The sequence below is a fragment of the Vibrio furnissii CIP 102972 genome (assembly GCF_000176175.1).
Lineage (GTDB): Bacteria > Pseudomonadota > Gammaproteobacteria > Enterobacterales > Vibrionaceae > Vibrio > Vibrio furnissii.
In genome coordinates this window covers 1,368,194-1,386,453 of sequence record NZ_ACZP01000014.1, presented here as the reverse complement: position 1 = coordinate 1,386,453, position 18,260 = coordinate 1,368,194, and the positions used below count along the sequence as shown (strand labels likewise).

Below are 18,260 nucleotides of genomic sequence, written 5' to 3'. Positions count from 1 at the left end.
TTATTCCTCCAGATTTAACTTACGGCTAGCAATCTCGGTCTGGATATGCGATACGAAGTCATCCAGTTTAAACTTACCAAGATCTTTACCTTTACGTGTACGTACTGCGATTTCTCCGGCTTCCATTTCTTGGTCGCCACAAACCAGCATATACGGAACACGCTTTAGAGTGTGTTCGCGGATTTTAAAGCCTATCTTCTCATTTCTCAAGTCCGCTTTTGCTCTAATACCACATTTTTGTAGCTTTTGAGCCACTTCCTGAGCGTAATCAGCTTGTTTGTCAGTAATATTTACGACAACTGCTTGCTCTGGAGCCAACCAAGTCGGGAAGAAACCTGCGTATTCTTCGATAAGAATACCGATGAAACGCTCAAGTGAGCCTAAAATCGCACGGTGAATCATCACAGGAACAAGACGCTCGTTGTTTTCACCGACGTAAGTTGCGCCTAAGCGCGATGGCAGGTTGAAATCGAGCTGTACAGTACCACATTGCCATGCACGGTCCAAACAGTCATACAGTGTGAATTCGATCTTAGGACCGTAGAATGCACCCTCTCCTTCTTGGATTTCGTATGCGATACCCATCGCTTCCAGAGAGTGTTTCAGTGCTTCTTCAGATTTGTCCCAAATCTCATCACTACCTACGCGTTTTTCTGGGCGAGTAGACAGTTTCACTGCGATATTGTCAAAACCAAATGTGGTGTATGTGTCGTACACCATCTTGATGCATGATGTGACTTCTTCTTGAATTTGATCTTCAGTACAGAAGATGTGTGCATCGTCTTGAGTAAAGCCACGAACACGCATGATACCGTGCAGAGAACCTGATGGCTCGTTACGGTGACATGAACCGAACTCCGCCATACGCAGCGGCAAATCACGGTAAGATTTCAGACCTTGGTTAAAGATCTGAACGTGACCTGGACAGTTCATTGGCTTAATCGCGTAATCGCGGTTCTCAGAGGATGTTGTAAACATCGCATCTGCGTATTTGTCCCAGTGACCTGAACGTTCCCACAGAACGCGATCCATCATCAGAGGACCTTTCACTTCTTGGTAACCGTATTCATTCAGTTTGTGACGAATGAACACTTCCAAATCACGGAAGATAGACCAGCCATTATGGTGCCAGAACACCATACCCGGTGCTTCTTGCTGCATGTGGAACAGGTCAAGTTGCTTACCGATCTTACGGTGGTCACGCTTCGCAGCTTCTTCCAGACGAGTCAGGTGAGCTTGAAGTGCTTTCTTATCGTGGAAAGCTGTACCGTAGATACGTTGTAGCATCTTATTGTTGCTGTCGCCGCGCCAGTATGCGCCTGCCACATTCAACAGTTTGAAGTGTTGGCAGAAACCCATGTGTGGTACGTGCGGGCCACGACACATGTCGATGTATTCTTCATGGTGGTAAAGACCAGGACGATCATCGCGAGCGACGTTTTGATCCAAGATTTCCATCTTGTATGGTTCTTGACGCGCTTCAAATGTGTCACGCGCTTCCTGCCAGCTGACTTTCTTTTTAACAACCTGATACTTGGTTTTCGCCAGCTCTTTCATGCGAGCTTCGATTTTCTCAATGTCATCTTGTGACAGAGATTCTTCAAGATCGATGTCGTAGTAGAAGCCGTTGTCGATGGTTGGACCAATCGCCATTTTCGCTTGTGGGTAAAGTTGCTTCAGTGCATGACCGAGCAAGTGAGCACAAGAGTGACGAACAATTTCCAAACCGTCTACTTCGTCTTTCGCGGTGATGATTTCAAGGCTTGCGTCGTTTTCGATCAGATCGCACGCATCAACACGAACACCATCTACACGACCTGCGATGGTGGCTTTCGCCAAACCAGGGCCGATAGATTGTGCCACTTCTAGAGTAGAAACTGGGTTGTCAAATTGACGCTGACTGCCGTCAGGAAGAGTAATAATAGGCATGAGATATCCTTACAGTGGTGTTGCACACTAAGCAACACATGTTCAGTTTATTTAAGTGTGAGCCGTCGATGATCACTCGGTAACACGAATACCGGATTATCGACGGAGAACGAATTGTACCTAGCTCACATAACGAATGTAAAGTAAGAATATTTCAAGAGAAAGAAAAAACCCGCATCAACAATGCGGGTTCTCTTTATTTATCGCGATACAAGCAAATTATGCTTCAGTGCGGCGACGGCTGTGACCACGTTCACCACGGTGGTTACCACGGTTATCGCCACCACGGTTACGGTCGAAACGACGTTCACCACCTTCGCGGCTACCGCCTTCACGGTTACCACGGAAGCCACCTTCACGACGGCCGCCTTCGCGGTTTCCGCCTTCACGGTTGCCACGGAAACCACCGTCACGACGGTTACCGCCATCACGACGACCACGTGATTCGCGGAAGTCATCGAAGTCACACACAACTGCGCCAACTTCTTTCTGACGAATACGCAGTTTGCGTAGTTTGCCAGTCACGTCTGCAGACATTGTTTTAGGCAGCTGAACAAACGTGTGGCCTTGCGCCAGTTTGATCGCGCCGATAGAACCTTTTGTCAGGCCCAGTTCGTTCGCGAGTGCGCCAACGATGTCTTTCACTTGTACGCCTTGATCACGGCCCACTTGCAGCTGGTAAGTTTCCCAGTCTGTGTTTGCAGTATATTCACGACGACCATCACGACGATCACCACCGTTTTCACGGCGTTCACGACGACGCTGTTTGTCACGCTCTACAGCTTCGATCATTGGATCTTCACCGACGTAGAACAGAGGACGTTTGCCTTGTTGACGTTTCAGCAGAATCGCAGCCAGCGTGTTTGCATCGATTTCCAGAGACACTTGCAGTTTCTCAACCAACTCAGCAAATTTCTCCAGAGAAGCGTGCTCTTTCTCAGCTTCCAGCTCAATCGCCAGTTGGCTTAGACGTGCTTCAGCCACTTTATCGCGGTGTGGAAGTTGGATTTCTTCCATTGAAGAACGTGTCACACGCTCGATGGTACGCAACATGCGGATCTGGTTAGTACGAACCAACAGGATCGCTTTACCTTTACGACCAGCACGGCCAGTACGACCGATACGGTGAATGTATGATTCTACATCGAACGGAATGTCGTAGTTGAATACGTGCGTGATACGTGGCACATCAAGACCACGCGCCACAACGTCAGTTGCAACCAGAATATCAATCACGCCTTGTTTGATGTGATCAACAGTGCGCTCACGCAGAGACTGAGGAATATCACCGTGTAGTGCCGCTGCTTTAAAGCCACGTGCACACAACCAATCCGCTAGGCGCTCGGTGTCTTGACGAGTACGTACGAATACGATTGATGCATCCGTTTCTTCAGTTTCAAGAAGACGAGCCATTGCTTCATCTTTCTCTACGCCTTTTACAACCCAGTACTGCTGCTCTACTTTTGCAACAGTTTGGTTTGAACCGGCAACGTCAACGCGTGCTGGATCACGTAGGAAACGATCAACGATGTCTTTTACCATCGGTGGCATGGTTGCAGAGAACAGAACGCGTTGTGCTGTTTCTGGTGCTTGTTCCATGATCCAAGTCACGTCGTCAACGAAGCCCATTTTCAGCATTTCATCTGCTTCATCCAGTACGAATGTATGACATTCGTCTAGGTGCAGACGTTCACGGCTGATCAGGTCTTTAACGCGGCCTGGTGTACCCACAACGATGTGTGCGCCAGATTTCAGAGCGCGCATTTGATCAACGATAGATGCACCACCGTAGATCTCTAGAACTTTCAATCCCTTAATGTTTTGGCCCAGATTTTTAACTTCTGCCGCAACCTGGATAGCCAGTTCGCGAGTTGGAGCCATTACGATTGCTTGTGGTTTGTACTGATTCAAATCCAATTTGTTCAGTAGTGGCAGCGAGAACGCTGCAGTTTTACCCGTACCTGTTTGTGCTTTACCTAGTGCGTCGCGGCCTTCCAGAAGAAGAGGAATTGCAGCAGCCTGAATTGGAGTTGGAGAAACGAAGCCCATATCGGTTAGGGCAGAAAGGATGGCACTGTTAAGTGCTAAGTCACTGAATTGAATGACAGATTCTTGCATGGGGATCCCACTAAAATAATGAATAACCAAGGTCCCACGTGCTTTACCATTCCAACTAATCCAAGAAAGTTGCTGAATCCGTTCAGATGCGGACGAGTATCAAAAAGCATCAAGCCACTAGGGACATCTAAGGGAGGCGGATTATTCCCTAAACACATAAAAAAAGCTAGAAAAAATTGAAATTCATCACAATTTTTTCTCAGTAGTGATAAAATGCCGCCTCAATAACGTGCTAAACACCTTATTTCCAAGAAATTCGCTGATTTAATCAGCAATTTAGCCTGGTCTATTTGGCACTGCTATACACGTTTCCGGTAGTAATAATCATAGCCAATGATTATAGTGTGCCCAGTTAATCGAGTCAGATATTAAAAGATGTTTCAAGATAACCCACTACTTGCCCAATTAAAGCAACAGATTCAAGAAAACCTGCCGAAAAAAGAAGGTCAAATTAAAGCGACCGATAAAGGATTTGGTTTCCTCGAAGTTGACAGCAAAACCAGCTTCTTTATTCCACCACCGTACATGAAAAAATGCATGCATGGTGACAAAGTGGTTGCCATCATCCGCACAGAGAAAGAGCGTGAAGTAGCGGAACCTCAAGAACTAATCGAACAATCTCTGACACGTTTTATTGGCCGCGTAAAACTTCACAAAGGCAAACTGAACGTTGCACCGGATCACCCACAATTGAAAAAGATGCCAATCAAGGCAAAAACGAAAAAGGGTTTGAATCCAGAACACTTTCAAGACGGCGACTGGGTCGTTGCTCACCTGACTCGTCACCCGCTGAAAGACGACAATGGTTTCTTTGCTGAGATTTCTGAGAAAATCACTGACGCCGATGACAAGATTGCACCTTGGTGGGTCACGCTGGCAGAAAACGATTTGCCAAACTGCGAACCGGCCGGTATCGAACACTGGGAATTAAAAGACGACGCTGATCTCACGCGTGTCGATTTGACAGATGTCCCATTTGTCACCATCGATGGCGAATCGACTAAAGATATGGACGATGCGCTGTACGCGAAAAAACTGGACGATGGCAGCTTCGCCCTGACCATTGCTATCGCCGACCCGACCGCCTACATCACCCCAGAAGATGATATGGACAAAGTGGCGCGCGAGCGCGGCTTCACTATCTATTTACCGGGTCGCAATATTCCAATGCTGCCACGCGATCTGGCTGACGAACTCTGTTCGCTGATCGAAAACGAAGTTCGCCCTGCCCTGTGCTGCACCGTCACCGTTGATAAAGATGGCGTGATTGGCGACGACATTCGTTTCTTTGCTGCCAACATTAAATCGCACGCGCGTCTGGTTTACGACCACGTATCCGATTGGTTAGAAACCGGTTCAAGCGACGCTTGGCAACCGACTGATGAGATCGCGCAAGTGGTACGCGACCTCTACGAATTTTCTCAAGCGCGTGCCAACTGGCGTGAAACACACGCGGTCGTCTTCCCCGATCGTCCCGACTACCGTTTCGAACTGAGCGAAGACAACGACGTGGTGGCAATTCATGCCGACTCACGTCGCACCGCAAATCGCTTGGTTGAAGAATCAATGATCACCGCGAACATCTGCGCCGGTAAAACACTGCAAGCGGCGTTTGGCACGGGTGTATTCAACACACACGCGGGCTTTAAACCAGAAAAAGTTGCCGATATCGTTGCGCTGATGAATTCGCATGGCGCGGAATGCAACGAAGAGAGCGTGAATACCGTAGAAGGTTTCGCCGCGCTGCGTCGTTGGTTATCGACTCAAGAAACATCTTACTTGGACAACCGCATTCGTAAGAGCCAAAGCTACAGCGAAATCGGCAATCAACCATTGCCACACTTCGCTATGGGCCTTGATGTTTACGCCACGTGGACTTCGCCGATTCGTAAATACGGCGACATGATCAACCACCGAATGCTGAAAGCACACATTCTGGGTAAAGAATCGGTCCAAAAGCCAGACGAAACTGTGGGCGAAGAGTTGGCTCTGCATCGTAAACACCACAAGATTGCTGAACGCAACGTTGCAGACTGGTTGTATGCACGCACGCTGGCTGAAGAGCCAGCAAAAGAGACACGCTTTACTGCGGAAATCTTCGACATCAACCGCGCCGGCATGCGTGTACGTTTGCTTGAGAACGGCGCAATGGCTTTCATTCCTGGCGCATTGATTGTCAACAACAAAGAACGTATCGAGTGCAACGGCGAAGATGGCACGGTGTCTATCGATAAAAATGTGGTTTACAAACTGGGCGACACACTGGAAGTCGTGTTGACCGAAGTGAACCAAGAAAACCGCAGTGTCGTGGCCAAACCAACGCAAGTGTTTGCCGATGCGCCGAAAGCGCCAGAAGCTTCACAAGAGCCAAGCCAAGCGTAAGCGCGACACGATCAAAAAAGGCATTCATCATGAATGCCTTTTTTATTGCCTGAAATAGATTCGTAAAACCTCAAGACCAAAAGTACGCTTTCGGGTCCTTTTCCACTTCTCGAATCAACGCGGTTAAATCACCACTTTTGGATAAATACGGATACGGAACCCATTCCGGCGTTTCGCCCGAACCCGATGGCACATACAACGCCCACAAGTTCGACTCTTCTTCCCAGATCACTTTCGCCACTGGGCTGGTGTAATCGCAATGCGCAGAGTCCAACTTAAAGTGGCTCTGCATAAACTGGACGCCATTTTCGATGGATTCAAAACCGGACTTACCCAATTCAGCCGGCAAGCTCTGATTTCGATTGTCGCACACCAGTGCCGCTCTTCGCTCTATCTGACGCTGCAGTAAACTAATGACCGCCATAACTCCCTCAACGCCTTTCTCAACCAGCTAACCGACTCAGTATCTCCTGAAAGAACTGAATTTTCTATGATCTCAATGTGTTTTGAGTATAACCCATCCCGTTTAAACTGGAGGCATTTCACACTATCAGGCTTGCACAAGACGACGATTCACAAAATTGTAATCTAAGCGACATAACATAATGCTTTGTTCGATTACCTATTTTGGAGTTCACTTATGCTACGGGTCGCGCTTGCTGCTCTTTGCTCACTCTCACTTTTGACCTCTTTTGCGCAAGCGAGCGAGATTAATGTCTCTGGTTCTACATCTGTTGCTCGCATCATGGATGTATTGGCCGAGGAATACAATGCCACTCACCCGGACAGCTACGTCGCTGTTCAAGGTGTTGGCTCCACAGCCGGAATTACATTGCTGAAAAAAGGCGTTGCTCAAATCGCCATGAGTTCACGTTACCTCACCGAAAGTGAAGAGGAGGAATCGCTCAACTCTTTCCTACTCGCCTACGATGGTCTCGCCGTGATCGTTAACCGCGCCAACCCTGTCAATAACTTATCGCGTGAACAGTTGTATGAGATTTACAAAGGAACCATCACCAACTGGAAACAAGTGGGTGGTAGCGACCAAAAAATCGCAGTGGTTACGCGTGAAGCCTCTTCTGGCACGCGTTACAGTTTCGAAAGCCTACTGGGGCTGACCAAAATCATCAAAGACCGTTTGGTGTCTGATATCAGTCCAAACAACTTGGTGGTGAACAGCAACAGCATGGTCAAAACGCTGATTAATCACAACTCGCAAGCCATCGGTTTTGTGTCCACAGGATCTGTCGATAAATCGGTCAAAGCGATCCAATTCGAGGGCATCGATGCGACATCAAAAACGATTGCCGAACACAAATACGCTTTGTCTCGCCCATTTTTGGTGTTGCATTACAGCGAGAAAGCCAGCAAAGAAGCCAAAGCCTTCCTCGACTTTCTGCATTCTGAACGCGCGAAAGCATTGATCGTTGAATACGGCTACATTCCCGTTGGGGAATACAAATAACAGGCACAAAAAAGGAGAGCCAATGCTCTCCTTTTTTAATGCTCGACGCACTTAAAAATGCAGTTGAATCACTGAGACCACAACACACCCCGGGCGGCGAACGCCTTCGATCTCCACCTTGATTTCACGTTCAATCTCAAGGCCTTTCTTAATCGGTGTGACTTTAGACAACGTACTCACTGCGCGAACTCGGCTGCCAGATTTCACCGGATAAGGGAAACGTACAGAGTTGAGGCCAATGTTCACTACCAGCTTTGCGGTCGGGAACAGTGAGTTATCCGCATCCACGCTATCGGTTAACTTAGGCAGTAACGCCAAGGTTAAAAAACCGTGTGCGATGGTGGTTTTAAATGGTGACTCAGCTTGTGCTTTGTCTGGGTCAGTGTGAATCCATTGCATATCTTCCGTGACAGCACCAAATTGGTTAATACGATCCTGATCAACGAGAATCCAGTCACCGATATGGATCACGTCACCAATTTGTGGCACCAATTCATCGTACACTACCTGCGCTTCGGGTTTTAACACGATAGGCTCGGGGATTTGTACGTCTTCATTTGCCGGCTGATGGAACTCTTTCACCCAAGTGAACAGCTGGCGATTATTGGCTTTGCCTAAGAATTCGTCCCAGTATTCACGCATAGCAGGAGAAACCCACTGCTTAAATTCAGCGTGTTTAACAAGATTTTCTGCACGATGTTTAAATAGATCCGCGACTTTCATAAAACCTCATTCTTAACTAAGAAGAAATGCTAATGTCCTAATTTTGAAGTACTTCACAGTAAGTCGCAAACACTTTCGGGCGTACAGTCGTATTCTCAACCTTAATTTATTTTTATATATCAATACATTAGCAATAAAACATTATTTTATTAGCACTTCACAAATTAGAGTAAATACACCATTCTTTTGTGCAAAGTTTCGACACAGTTAACGACCCAAGTTCTGCATTTTGATGGCTAAAACTGCGCAAACATTGGCCAAATGGGCATTTTTTGCCCTTTATTTTTGTTGGTCGATGACACGCTCAACACTTACGCACCTACTGGTTTACTGAACATGCGGTGAGCGCACAATTTCTTCTTCCACCCAACGCAGTAACTTCTTAATCGCTTTCGATAACACTTGGTTTTGGCGCACAATGTAACCCAAACTAGCAGAAGGAAATGTCGGCAACGGCGTGATCGTCGATTGCAGGTTGAGCTTCGGATGGAGCGAAAAGTCAGGCACAATCGCGATGCCAAAGCCGGCTTCTGCCCAATCAATCTGTGCGTCCACACTATCGACTTCCATAATGCGATACTTGGGCAGTTTTAGATCAGGCAGCGCAGGATCCATCAAATCCCGCGTTCGCGTATCGTGACCCAGAAGAATCAATGTCGGCGCTTCAAGGTTATCGACCTGCTCCCCTTTTTGCCACGCTTCAAGGCCGTTTCCTAACGCGCACCATGTGACCTGTTTCAGCTCGGTAAAATGCAGCGGTTGACTCTCCTTTTGCGCCATCACAAAACCGAGATCGGCTTTCGCACTCTTCACTGAATCTGACGCCTGTGTCGATGTGGTATTCAGCAACGTTAAATCAATACCGGGAAACTCGGCTTTAAATGATTGAAACGGCCCAATCAGTAACCAACGCGAAATAATATCGCTCGCAGCAATCGTGAGTGTGCCTTGGCACAAATCGTTAATCGCATTGAGGTCCGACTGACAGCTTTGCAGTTCCATCAATGTATTTTGCGCACTTTGCAACAAGCGTTCGCCCGCTTGCGTCAGACGAAACGGATTACGTTCAATCAGTTTGACGCGCGTACTTTGCTCCAGCTGTTTGATGTGTAAGCTCACGTTGGGCTGAGTCATGTGCAGTTCGTTGGCCGCCTTGCCAAAGTGCTCCAAACGAGCCAGCGTGACAAACGTGTTGAGCCAGTTGAGATCCAGCATATCCGCTCCTTAACCATCTATGATGCCGAAAATGGTGGTGTGATCATTGAACGCGGTCAAATTATCTCGATATGAATTCCTTATCAAGCTCATAATGATTATTAATTTTTCTTATTTACGATCCCCCCATAGGATAAAAAGGTAACTTTTAAGGAGATCAAAACATGTCGTCTATTGTTGTAGTTGGTGCTAACTGGGGTGATGAAGGTAAAGGCCGTATCGTGGACTATTTAGCAGATAGTGCCGCAGCCAGCATCCGTTTCCAAGGCGGTAATAACGCCGGTCATACCGTTGTGAATGATTTTGGTACATTCAAACTGCACCAACTGCCAAGCGGCGTGTTCAACCCAGGCTGTATTGCAGTGCTTGGCCCTGGCATGGTGATCAGCCCTGCGCCACTGTCTCAAGAAATCGCAGAAGTCAAAGAAGCTGGCGTGAACGTCAACCTGTGCATCTCTGACCGCGCCACGCTGTGTCTGCCTATTCACGCACTGGAAGATACGCTAGAAGAATTACGCCTTGGTGATGGCGCTTACGGTTCAACGCGTCAAGGCATCGCACCTGCATACGGTGACCGTGTCATGAAGAAAGGGATTCTGGTTGGTTGGTTGAAACAACCTGAAGTATTGCGTGAACGTATTCAATTCATGCTGGACTGGAAACTGCCGCAATTAAAAGCGCTTTACCCAACTTTCGAATTTACGCAAACCGCACAAGAGATGACAGACTGGTTGTTGGAAGTTTCTGCCCCATGGCGCGATGCGATTTGTAACGTCAGCGAGCCATTGAAAGCGCTGCAAGCGAAAGACGAAAACCTACTGTTTGAAGCACAATTGGGCGCGGGTCGTGACCTCGTTTACGGTGAATACCCATGGACAACCTCTTCAAACGTGACAGCAGCATACGCAGGTTTGGGTAGTGGTTTGCCAGCACTTCGCCCAGAGCGCATCATTGCGGTTGCCAAATCATTCAGTTCTTCTGTCGGTACAGGCACATTGATCACCGCCATGGAAGAGCAAGACAGCTTCCGTGAAGCTGCGAATGAATACGGCGCGGTCACAGGTCGTCCACGTGATATGGGTTATTTCGATGCAGTGGCAACACGTAACGGCGTTGAACTACAAGCTGCAACAGAAGTTGCACTGACTAAACTGGACTGCCTAAGCGGCATGCAAGATCTGAAAATCTGCGTGGACTACGACGGCGACCATAGCGAAAACCCAATTTGGCCACAAACGTCTGCCCTTGCGCCAGTTTACGAACAAATGGAAGGCTGGAGCGAAGACATCACTGGTTGTCGCACCTTTGAAAGCTTGCCAGTTGCAGCGCAAAAATACGTACTGCGTGTTGAAGCGCTCATGGGTGTGCCCGTGAAAATGATTTCAGTGGGTCCAGAACGCGCGCAGATGATTCTGCGTTAATCTGCCCCAAAAGAACCAAGCCAAGGCCGACGATGACGTCGGCCTTTTTGTTGTGTTCAGCCCCACCGGCCTCGCGCCAACCTTGCTTTCAAAACAAAATTCGTAAAAATGGTTATAGACTAGTCAGTTAGCACAATGACGTATTTACAACATGGTTATCCGCGAGTATAGTTCTTCGCACTTACGGAGAGATGGCTGAGTGGTTGAAAGCACCGGTCTTGAAAACCGGCGATGGTTAATAGCTATCCTAGGGTTCAAATCCCTATCTCTCCGCCACATTCGAAAAGCCGCTGATTCGTCAGCGGCTTTTTTGTTTTTGCGACGTAAAGAAGACTAAGCCAGCGCTTTGATAATCGCTTCTAACTTATCCAGACCTTCATTCAACACATCCAATTCAATGGTCAACGGTGGTAACAATCGAATGACATTGCCTTTCACTCCGCAAGAGAGAAGGATCACGCCATGTTGTTGCGCGTTGTCAATAATCGACTTCGTAAACTGTTGCAGCGGTTGACCCGATGAAGGGTCCGAAAACTCAATTGCCATCATCGCACCATGCGCGCGAACTTCACTGATTTGAGGAACCAGTGTTTGTAACTTTGTTAATCGCGCATGCACAACTTCACCAATATTTAGTGCTTTCTCGCATAAATTTTCTTCTGCAATGATCTTTAAGACTTCAAGCCCTGCGACACATCCCATCGGAGAACCTGCATAAGTCCCACCAAGGCCACCCGCAGGTGCTGCATTCATGACATCGGCTTTTCCGACCACGGCCGACAGCGGGAAGCCACCAGCAATCCCCTTCGCCATGGTCATCAGATCCGGCTCAATATCCAAATACTCCGTGGCAAACATTTTTCCAGTACGAGCAAAGCCTGATTGAATTTCATCCGCAATCAGCATGATGCCATACTTGTCGCAAAGCGCGCGTAAGCCCTGCGCAAATGCCTTGGGCGCTTGATAAAATCCACCTTCCCCTTGAATTGGCTCGAAAATGATTGCCGCAACGCGCGTGGCTTCAATGTCACATGCAAAGAGGTCTTCAAGCGCTTGCAAACTCTGTTCAACCGAAATGCCATGCAGTTCATTGGGATATGGTGCATGAAAAATCTCACCGGGAAATGGGCCAAAGCTGGCTTTGTAGGGTGCAATTTTCCCAGTTAGTGCAATGGTTAAATTCGTCCGGCCATGAAATCCACCTTTGAACGCAATCACACCACTACGCCCGGTATAGGCCCGCGCAACTTTTACCGCATTCTCTACCGCTTCAGCACCGGTTGTAAGAAAGACGGCCTTTTTCTCTGAAGGCCCGGGCGCAATTTGAGTCAGTTTTTCTGCCAGCGCCACAAATGACTCATATGGCGTGACTAAGGCACAGGTATGCGAGAAATTGTCAAGTTGCGCTTTGACGGCTTCAACAATCCGTTTATTGGAATGTCCTGTGTTATTGACGGCAATACCCGATGCAAAATCGATGTATTTATTTCCTTCCACATCCCATATTAAAGCATTTTCTGCCTTGGCAACGTAAATGGGATATAAGGCGCCCATCCCATTTGAAAATACTTGGTTTCTTCTTTGATGTAATTGCTGATTATTCATGATTCATTCCTTTCACGTGAGAGTACCCTCCACTAAATCCATTTTATTTAGCAGATATACATTAATTTCTATTTATCTTTTATCGTTCAATCATGGTTGCCGCATGATGCTTTAATACGAACACAGAGCAGTCTGAGTGACGTACAATTTTTGCAGCCGTCGAACCATTAATATATGAACTGAGCTTTGGCGATTTTGAGACCATAACGATGGCATCAACACTGGATTTTTTCGCTTGTCTCAATATTTCATCCGCGACGACACCATTGCGAATCATTGCTGATCCCCGATTGGGCCTTGGAACACAGTGCTTGAGTATTTCTTTTAAGCTATCGAATGCATGCTGATGTTGTTTAGAAAAAACACTGTCTGACACCGTTGGTGCCAAACTGTGATGCGTTTTAGCATCATCGACATAGATGATGTCGATCACGCCACTAGATTCGATGAGCGCAAGAGCCACCGCCACCTCCTGCTTCACCATATCAGTGAAGGAAAGATCAATGGGAATTAATACACGTTTAAATATCATATTAATTCTCTCCCATAACCATATTGGGTAGCCACATAACAACTTCAGGAAATACCATACAGAAAACTAACACGCACAGTTTTAATGCAATAAATGGCAAAATAGAACGATAGATATCCATCATGCTCACATCCGGAGGAGCAATCCCCTTAAGGTAAAACAGTGCAAAACCATAAGGCGGTGTTTGAACAGCGATTTCAATATTTAATATCATTAAAATACCGAACCAAATTGGATCATACCCTAGCGACACTACAATTGGCGTAAACAGCGGTGCGCACATTAAAACGATGATTAATTCATCAATAATAAAGCCAAGCAACAACATAATCACTTGCATGAGAATAATGACGCCCAGTGGTGGTAAACCAAGATCTTCCGTGAGTTCGGAAACCATGGTTTGCACCCCACTCAACATGTGGAAATTGCTAAATAAAGATGCGCCTAAAATGATCCACATCGACACACTCACGAGCATCGCTGTTTCAAAACCAGACGATTTAAACATTTCAAACCGAAAACGCTTAAATACGAACGCCAATAAGATAGCGCTAACGACACCAATAGCGCCCGACTCCGTCGGCGTTGCAATACCCGCAATAATACTCCCCAGTACCGCCACTATTAAAAGTAGAGAAAACAATCCATCACGGGCCGTAATCAATTTTTCTTTTCCGGACATTGTACTTTCATGCCCAGTATGAAGCGGGGCTTTTTGGGGATTGATCTTACAGCTGATAATGACATACGCCATCAATAGCAAAATGGAAATTAGGGCAGGAACGATCGCAGCTAAGAACATACGCCCGACGGAATTCTGTGTTGTGGCGGCATACATCACCATTGGAATACTTGGTGGAATCAAGATGCCAAGCCCCCCACCAGCCATAATGACACCCAGCGCTAAACGTTTGTCATAGCCCCGCTCCAACATCGGTTTGAGCGCAATACTGCCTGACGTCATGATTCCAGCACCAATGATGCCAACCATGGCACCGATCATGGAGCACACCCCGATCACGCTCACCGCCAATGAACCACGAATGCGGCCAATCACCATCTGGCTGGCATTGAACATTGCATCGCCAATCCCTGAACGCGTTAACAGCTGTCCCATATAAATGTAGAGCGGGATCGCCAGCAAAACAAAACTGAAAAAGTTGCTCTCTATTGTCGTGGGAACTAAGTTAAATATGCCTTCCCCCCACGTCATATACCCCATTCCCATGGCGATGCCGCCTAACGCGAGCCCCACAGGCGCCCCGAGCAGAAAGAAGGTCATGACACAACCAATGAGTAACAAAGTTAAGACTTCAATGCTCATGCGTCCTCCACTTCAACGAAAGTTTCACAATTCTGGCGCGTATTGGACTCGTGTTCGAGTAGTGATTTGCCCTTCACTAAGTAATATAAATCTTGGACTATATCGCTGGACAATTGCGCGATAAAACAGCTACAAGCGACAACGAGCATGACCCAGAAATGTGCCATGGAAGGGGCCCATTCCGATTGGCGACGATAATTAAACTCTATCGCCTCATCCAATTTACCGATGGCCATACTCAACACAACCCAAAGAAAAAAGATCGCTAACGAATACGACACAAGATTAAACAACGAACGAACACGCACAGAGACCTGTAGATACAACACATCCACATTGATATGTGCTTTGTTTTGTTGAGCCAGAGCGCCACCTAAAGCCGCAATATACCCAAACAAGAAAAGGGAAACGTCATACGCCCAAACGGTTGGCTTTCCCAAGGCGTACCTCGCGAAAACTTCAAAGGCAACAGTTGCAGCAAGAATTGGCATCAGAAAAGACGCTGAAAGGCCTATCCAATGCACTATTTTGTTTACACCTTGGCAATAACTGGCAAGTAAAGCACTCAGCATAAGTTCCATCTCTATTAGAGTTACAAGAAAGAGGGGGCGATGCCCCTTCTCTGATTGATGATCGAGCGTGATAGGTTGCTGTCGATCATCAGATTCACTGGCTCATTGAGAATTTTGAACAATCTTCACCAAGCGTTGGCTGTAAGGATCGGACTCTGCGTATTCTGCCCAAAGCGTTGAAGCCGCTTTTTTCCATGTCGCAACATCCTGTTCGCTGGGTTCTGGGCTCCATAACATGCCTTTGGCTTCCATGTCTGCAATGGCTTGTGATTCCCACAGACGTGACTTCGTCATCTGTTCACGAGCATGGACTGCACTCGCAGCACGCACGATTGCTTTCAAGTCATCGCTGAGTTTATTCCACGCATTCTTATTGACGACGATAGGCAGGGTTTGTGCACCCGCGATAGGCAGGCGATACATGTATTTAGCCACTTCGACATGGTTTCCATCACGGTGGTCAATAATATTGCTACCAATCGAACCGTCGATCACCCCAGTCGCCAAACTGGTATAAATTTCACTGTACGATAGCGAAACGGGAGATGCTCCGAGTTGACGTAAAAACTTGCCGTAGGCTCCCGGTGCACGAATTTTCATGCCTTTGAAGTCTTCAAGTGAGTTAATCGGCGCTTTGGTCAGCACATAGACGGGGAGTTGAATATAAGGTTCGAGCCAAACAAGATTTTGCTTGTCATAGGCTTCTTTGAGCACGTCTCCCCAGCCTCTTTCGTGGAACAGAGCACTTAATTCACCCACATCATCGGTCATTCCAGGTAAACCGACTTCAACCACACCAGCGGGAAACTCTCCGGCATGCATCGGTTGAAAAGGCGCCCCCATCGTCATCAATCCAGATTTAACCGAACCCAATACGCCTGTTTGTCCAACACCTTCACCGGCATACATCACTTGAACAGAAATCCGTCCGTTTGACATCGCTTCGATGTTGTCAGCGAAGCCTTTGTATACTTCACCGTATGCGGTTCCACGCGGATATAAATTAACAAAGCGCCAATTATGCTCTGCTGCGTATGCGTGAGAAACAGTAAAAAAAGTACTCGATATCGCAAGCGCGCCAACTGCGATGTTTTTCATCAAGCTTCGCTGTTTTAACTTATTTAAGGTTTTAAACATGAACTTTCTCCTTTCGTTATTCTGTTTGCTCCGGCTAAGCCAGTAACAACAAGCGATGACCGATTCGTCCTTAGTTGTCATTTCATTAACAACAATCACATTTCGTTTACATGTTTTAAATTCAAACTTTTCTACTTAAAGGTTTATTGGCATCAAACTAAGTGGGGAGCCATCATGTGACTCCCCTCGTGGCCTGTGTTAGGCACAAAAAAAGCAGCACTCCGGTGCTGCTTTAAGAAAGCATGAATATCAAAAACGGCACGACACCGATTTAAATACCATGGCATAAATATTTGATTTCCAAGTAGTCGTCGATGCCATATTTGGAGCCTTCTCGACCACTTCCCGATTCTTTCACACCGCCAAACGGCGCAACTTCTGTGGAAATAATGCCTTCATTGATCCCCAAAATGCCATACTCAAGCGCCTCACTCATCCGCCATACTTTTGCATGATCTTGGGTATAAAAATAAGCGGCCAAGCCATAGGGCGTATCATTTGCACGGCGAATGACGTCCTCTTCATCACGAAAGCGAAACACGGTCGCTATCGGGCCAAACAGTTCTTCATGAGCAATTGCCATGTTCTCTGTGACATCCGCCAAGATGGTCGGTTTGTAAAACTGACGGCCGTATTCGGAACATTCCCCCCCAAGCACCAATGTCGCCCCTTGTTCAATGGCAGTCGTGACTAGCGCTGAAACTTTATCCATTGCCTTTTGGTTAATCAGCGGGCCAATATCTGTGTCGTCATGAAGTCCATCGCCAATCGATAACGCTTGAACTGCACGCGTGAATTTGTCCATAAACTCATCGTAGACCTTCTCATGAATGTAGAAACGGTTAGTACACACGCACGTTTGGCCTGCGTTCCGATATTTTGAGATCACCGCGCCCAACACAGCTTTATCGATGTTCGCATCATCAAAGACGATAAAAGGCGCATTTCCCCCCAGCTCTAAAGAGACCTTTTTCACCGTATCGGCCGCCTGTCGCAAAATGAGTTTTCCAACGGCTGTCGAGCCGGTAAATGAGACCTTTCGCACCAATGGATGGCTGCACAATACATTGCCGACACCCGAGGGACGCGCCGTTGTCACAACATTAATCACGCCGTTGGGAATACCAGCCAGCTCTGCAAGTTTCGCGATGGCCAACGCACACAACGGCGTGTCTTCACCAGGTTTTATCACCACCGTACAGCCCGCTGCCAATGCTGGGCCCACCTTGCGCGTAATCATCGCCACCGGGAAGTTCCAAGGCGTGATGGCCGTGACCACCCCGATGGGTTGCTTCATCGTCATGTATCGGTTGTGAGGGTTCGCCGCCGGAATCACATCGCCGTAGACTCGTTTTGCCTCCTCGGCAAACCACTCGATAAACGAAGCGCCGTAAAGCACTTCACCATACGCTTCTTTGTAGGGTTTACCTTGCTCCGTGGTCAATAGCTTGGCAAGTTGGTCGGCATGTTCAACGATTAAGTCGAACCATTTTTTCATCAGCCCAGCGCGATACTTCGCCGTTGTCGAGCGCCAATCTTGAAACGCATTATATGCGGCCATCACCGCCGCTTCGGACTCTTTCTCTCCCATATCCGGAACCGATGTGATCACCTGCCCTGTGGAAGGGTTTATCACGTCAACGTATTTCCCATCGATCGCTTCAATCCATTCGCCATTGATCAAGCCACGAGATAAAACCAAATCTGCCATGATTTTTATTCCTAAAAGTTATAAACATTAACGGTGTCAAAGATAAAAAGAACACATCGCGTACAATAACTACGAGATACAAAAATCATAACAAGCTCTTGAGGCATATAAATATACCTCTATAAA

The 18,260-nt window shown here is 47.3% G+C and carries 14 protein-coding genes and 1 tRNA gene; 4 read left to right on the top strand and 11 right to left on the bottom strand.

From position 1 onward, the window contains the following. Together thrS and VFA_RS16440 are read right to left on the bottom strand one after the other, a co-directional pair. A complete protein-coding gene (gene thrS / locus VFA_RS16445) occupies positions 1-1,929 on the bottom strand; it encodes a threonine--tRNA ligase (RefSeq protein ID WP_004727971.1) in 1,929 nt (642 codons plus the stop codon). Positions 1,930-2,148: 219 nt separating this feature from the next. After that, the gene (locus tag VFA_RS16440) at positions 2,149-4,047 is read right to left on the bottom strand and encodes a DEAD/DEAH box helicase (protein ID WP_004727970.1); all 1,899 of its coding nucleotides are present in this window, start codon (positions 4,045-4,047) and stop codon (positions 2,149-2,151) included. Between the two features lie 375 nt (positions 4,048-4,422). Between VFA_RS16440 and rnb the strand changes: the two genes are divergently transcribed. Continuing rightward, on the top strand, positions 4,423-6,429 hold the full coding sequence (gene rnb / locus VFA_RS16435; RefSeq protein ID WP_004727969.1) for an exoribonuclease II: 2,007 nt from the start codon (positions 4,423-4,425) through the stop codon (positions 6,427-6,429). Positions 6,430-6,499: 70 nt separating this feature from the next. Here the strand turns inward: rnb and VFA_RS16430 are convergent, their stop codons facing one another. Beyond that, positions 6,500-6,853 (bottom strand): DUF3024 domain-containing protein, encoded by a 354-nt coding sequence (locus tag VFA_RS16430; RefSeq protein ID WP_014257180.1) that lies wholly within the window; start codon positions 6,851-6,853, stop codon positions 6,500-6,502. Between the two features lie 216 nt (positions 6,854-7,069). On the opposite strand from VFA_RS16430, the gene VFA_RS16425 reads away from it, so the two are divergent. Next, positions 7,070-7,894, top strand: coding sequence for a phosphate ABC transporter substrate-binding protein (locus VFA_RS16425; protein WP_038152078.1), 825 nt, complete (start codon positions 7,070-7,072; stop codon positions 7,892-7,894). A gap of 51 nt (positions 7,895-7,945) precedes the next feature. Here VFA_RS16425 and VFA_RS16420 read toward each other — a convergent pair whose 3' ends face one another. Together VFA_RS16420 and VFA_RS16415 are read right to left on the bottom strand one after the other, a co-directional pair. After that, positions 7,946-8,617, bottom strand: coding sequence for a MaoC family dehydratase (locus VFA_RS16420; RefSeq protein WP_004727966.1), 672 nt, complete (start codon positions 8,615-8,617; stop codon positions 7,946-7,948). A 327-nt stretch (positions 8,618-8,944) separates the two neighbouring features. Beyond that, positions 8,945-9,832 (bottom strand): LysR family transcriptional regulator, encoded by an 888-nt coding sequence (locus VFA_RS16415; protein ID WP_004727965.1) that lies wholly within the window; start codon positions 9,830-9,832, stop codon positions 8,945-8,947. A 164-nt stretch (positions 9,833-9,996) separates the two neighbouring features. On the opposite strand from VFA_RS16415, the gene VFA_RS16410 reads away from it, so the two are divergent. Together VFA_RS16410 and VFA_RS16405 are read left to right on the top strand one after the other, a co-directional pair. Further along, positions 9,997-11,253 (top strand): adenylosuccinate synthetase, encoded by a 1,257-nt coding sequence (locus VFA_RS16410; protein ID WP_004727964.1) that lies wholly within the window; start codon positions 9,997-9,999, stop codon positions 11,251-11,253. Positions 11,254-11,438: 185 nt separating this feature from the next. Further along, positions 11,439-11,529 (top strand) — tRNA-Ser (locus VFA_RS16405). Positions 11,530-11,586: 57 nt separating this feature from the next. Here VFA_RS16405 and gabT read toward each other — a convergent pair. The 6 genes from gabT to VFA_RS16375 all read right to left on the bottom strand — a co-directional run bounded on the left by gabT (position 11,587) and on the right by VFA_RS16375 (position 18,134). Then, positions 11,587-12,858, bottom strand: a complete 1,272-nt coding sequence (gene gabT / locus VFA_RS16400; RefSeq protein ID WP_004727963.1) for a 4-aminobutyrate--2-oxoglutarate transaminase — start codon at positions 12,856-12,858, stop codon at positions 11,587-11,589. 79 nt (positions 12,859-12,937) lie between these two features. After that, positions 12,938-13,390 (bottom strand): universal stress protein, encoded by a 453-nt coding sequence (locus VFA_RS23480; RefSeq protein ID WP_081454485.1) that lies wholly within the window; start codon positions 13,388-13,390, stop codon positions 12,938-12,940. Between the two features lies 1 nt (position 13,391). Next, complete coding sequence (locus VFA_RS16390; protein WP_004727961.1) at positions 13,392-14,714, bottom strand: TRAP transporter large permease; 1,323 nt, start codon at positions 14,712-14,714, stop codon at positions 13,392-13,394. Continuing rightward, positions 14,711-15,286 carry a TRAP transporter small permease subunit gene (locus tag VFA_RS16385; RefSeq protein WP_038152073.1) on the bottom strand — a complete coding sequence of 192 codons (576 nt, stop codon included), beginning with the start codon at positions 15,284-15,286 and terminating at the stop codon, positions 14,711-14,713. The genes VFA_RS16390 and VFA_RS16385 overlap by 4 nt, the downstream gene beginning before the upstream one ends. A 102-nt stretch (positions 15,287-15,388) precedes the next feature. Continuing rightward, positions 15,389-16,423 (bottom strand): TRAP transporter substrate-binding protein, encoded by a 1,035-nt coding sequence (locus VFA_RS16380; RefSeq protein ID WP_004727960.1) that lies wholly within the window; start codon positions 16,421-16,423, stop codon positions 15,389-15,391. Positions 16,424-16,694: 271 nt separating this feature from the next. Continuing rightward, entirely contained in the window at positions 16,695-18,134 is a 1,440-nt protein-coding gene (locus VFA_RS16375; RefSeq protein ID WP_004727959.1) for an NAD-dependent succinate-semialdehyde dehydrogenase, read from the bottom strand. Positions 18,135-18,260: the final 126 nt, after the last annotated feature.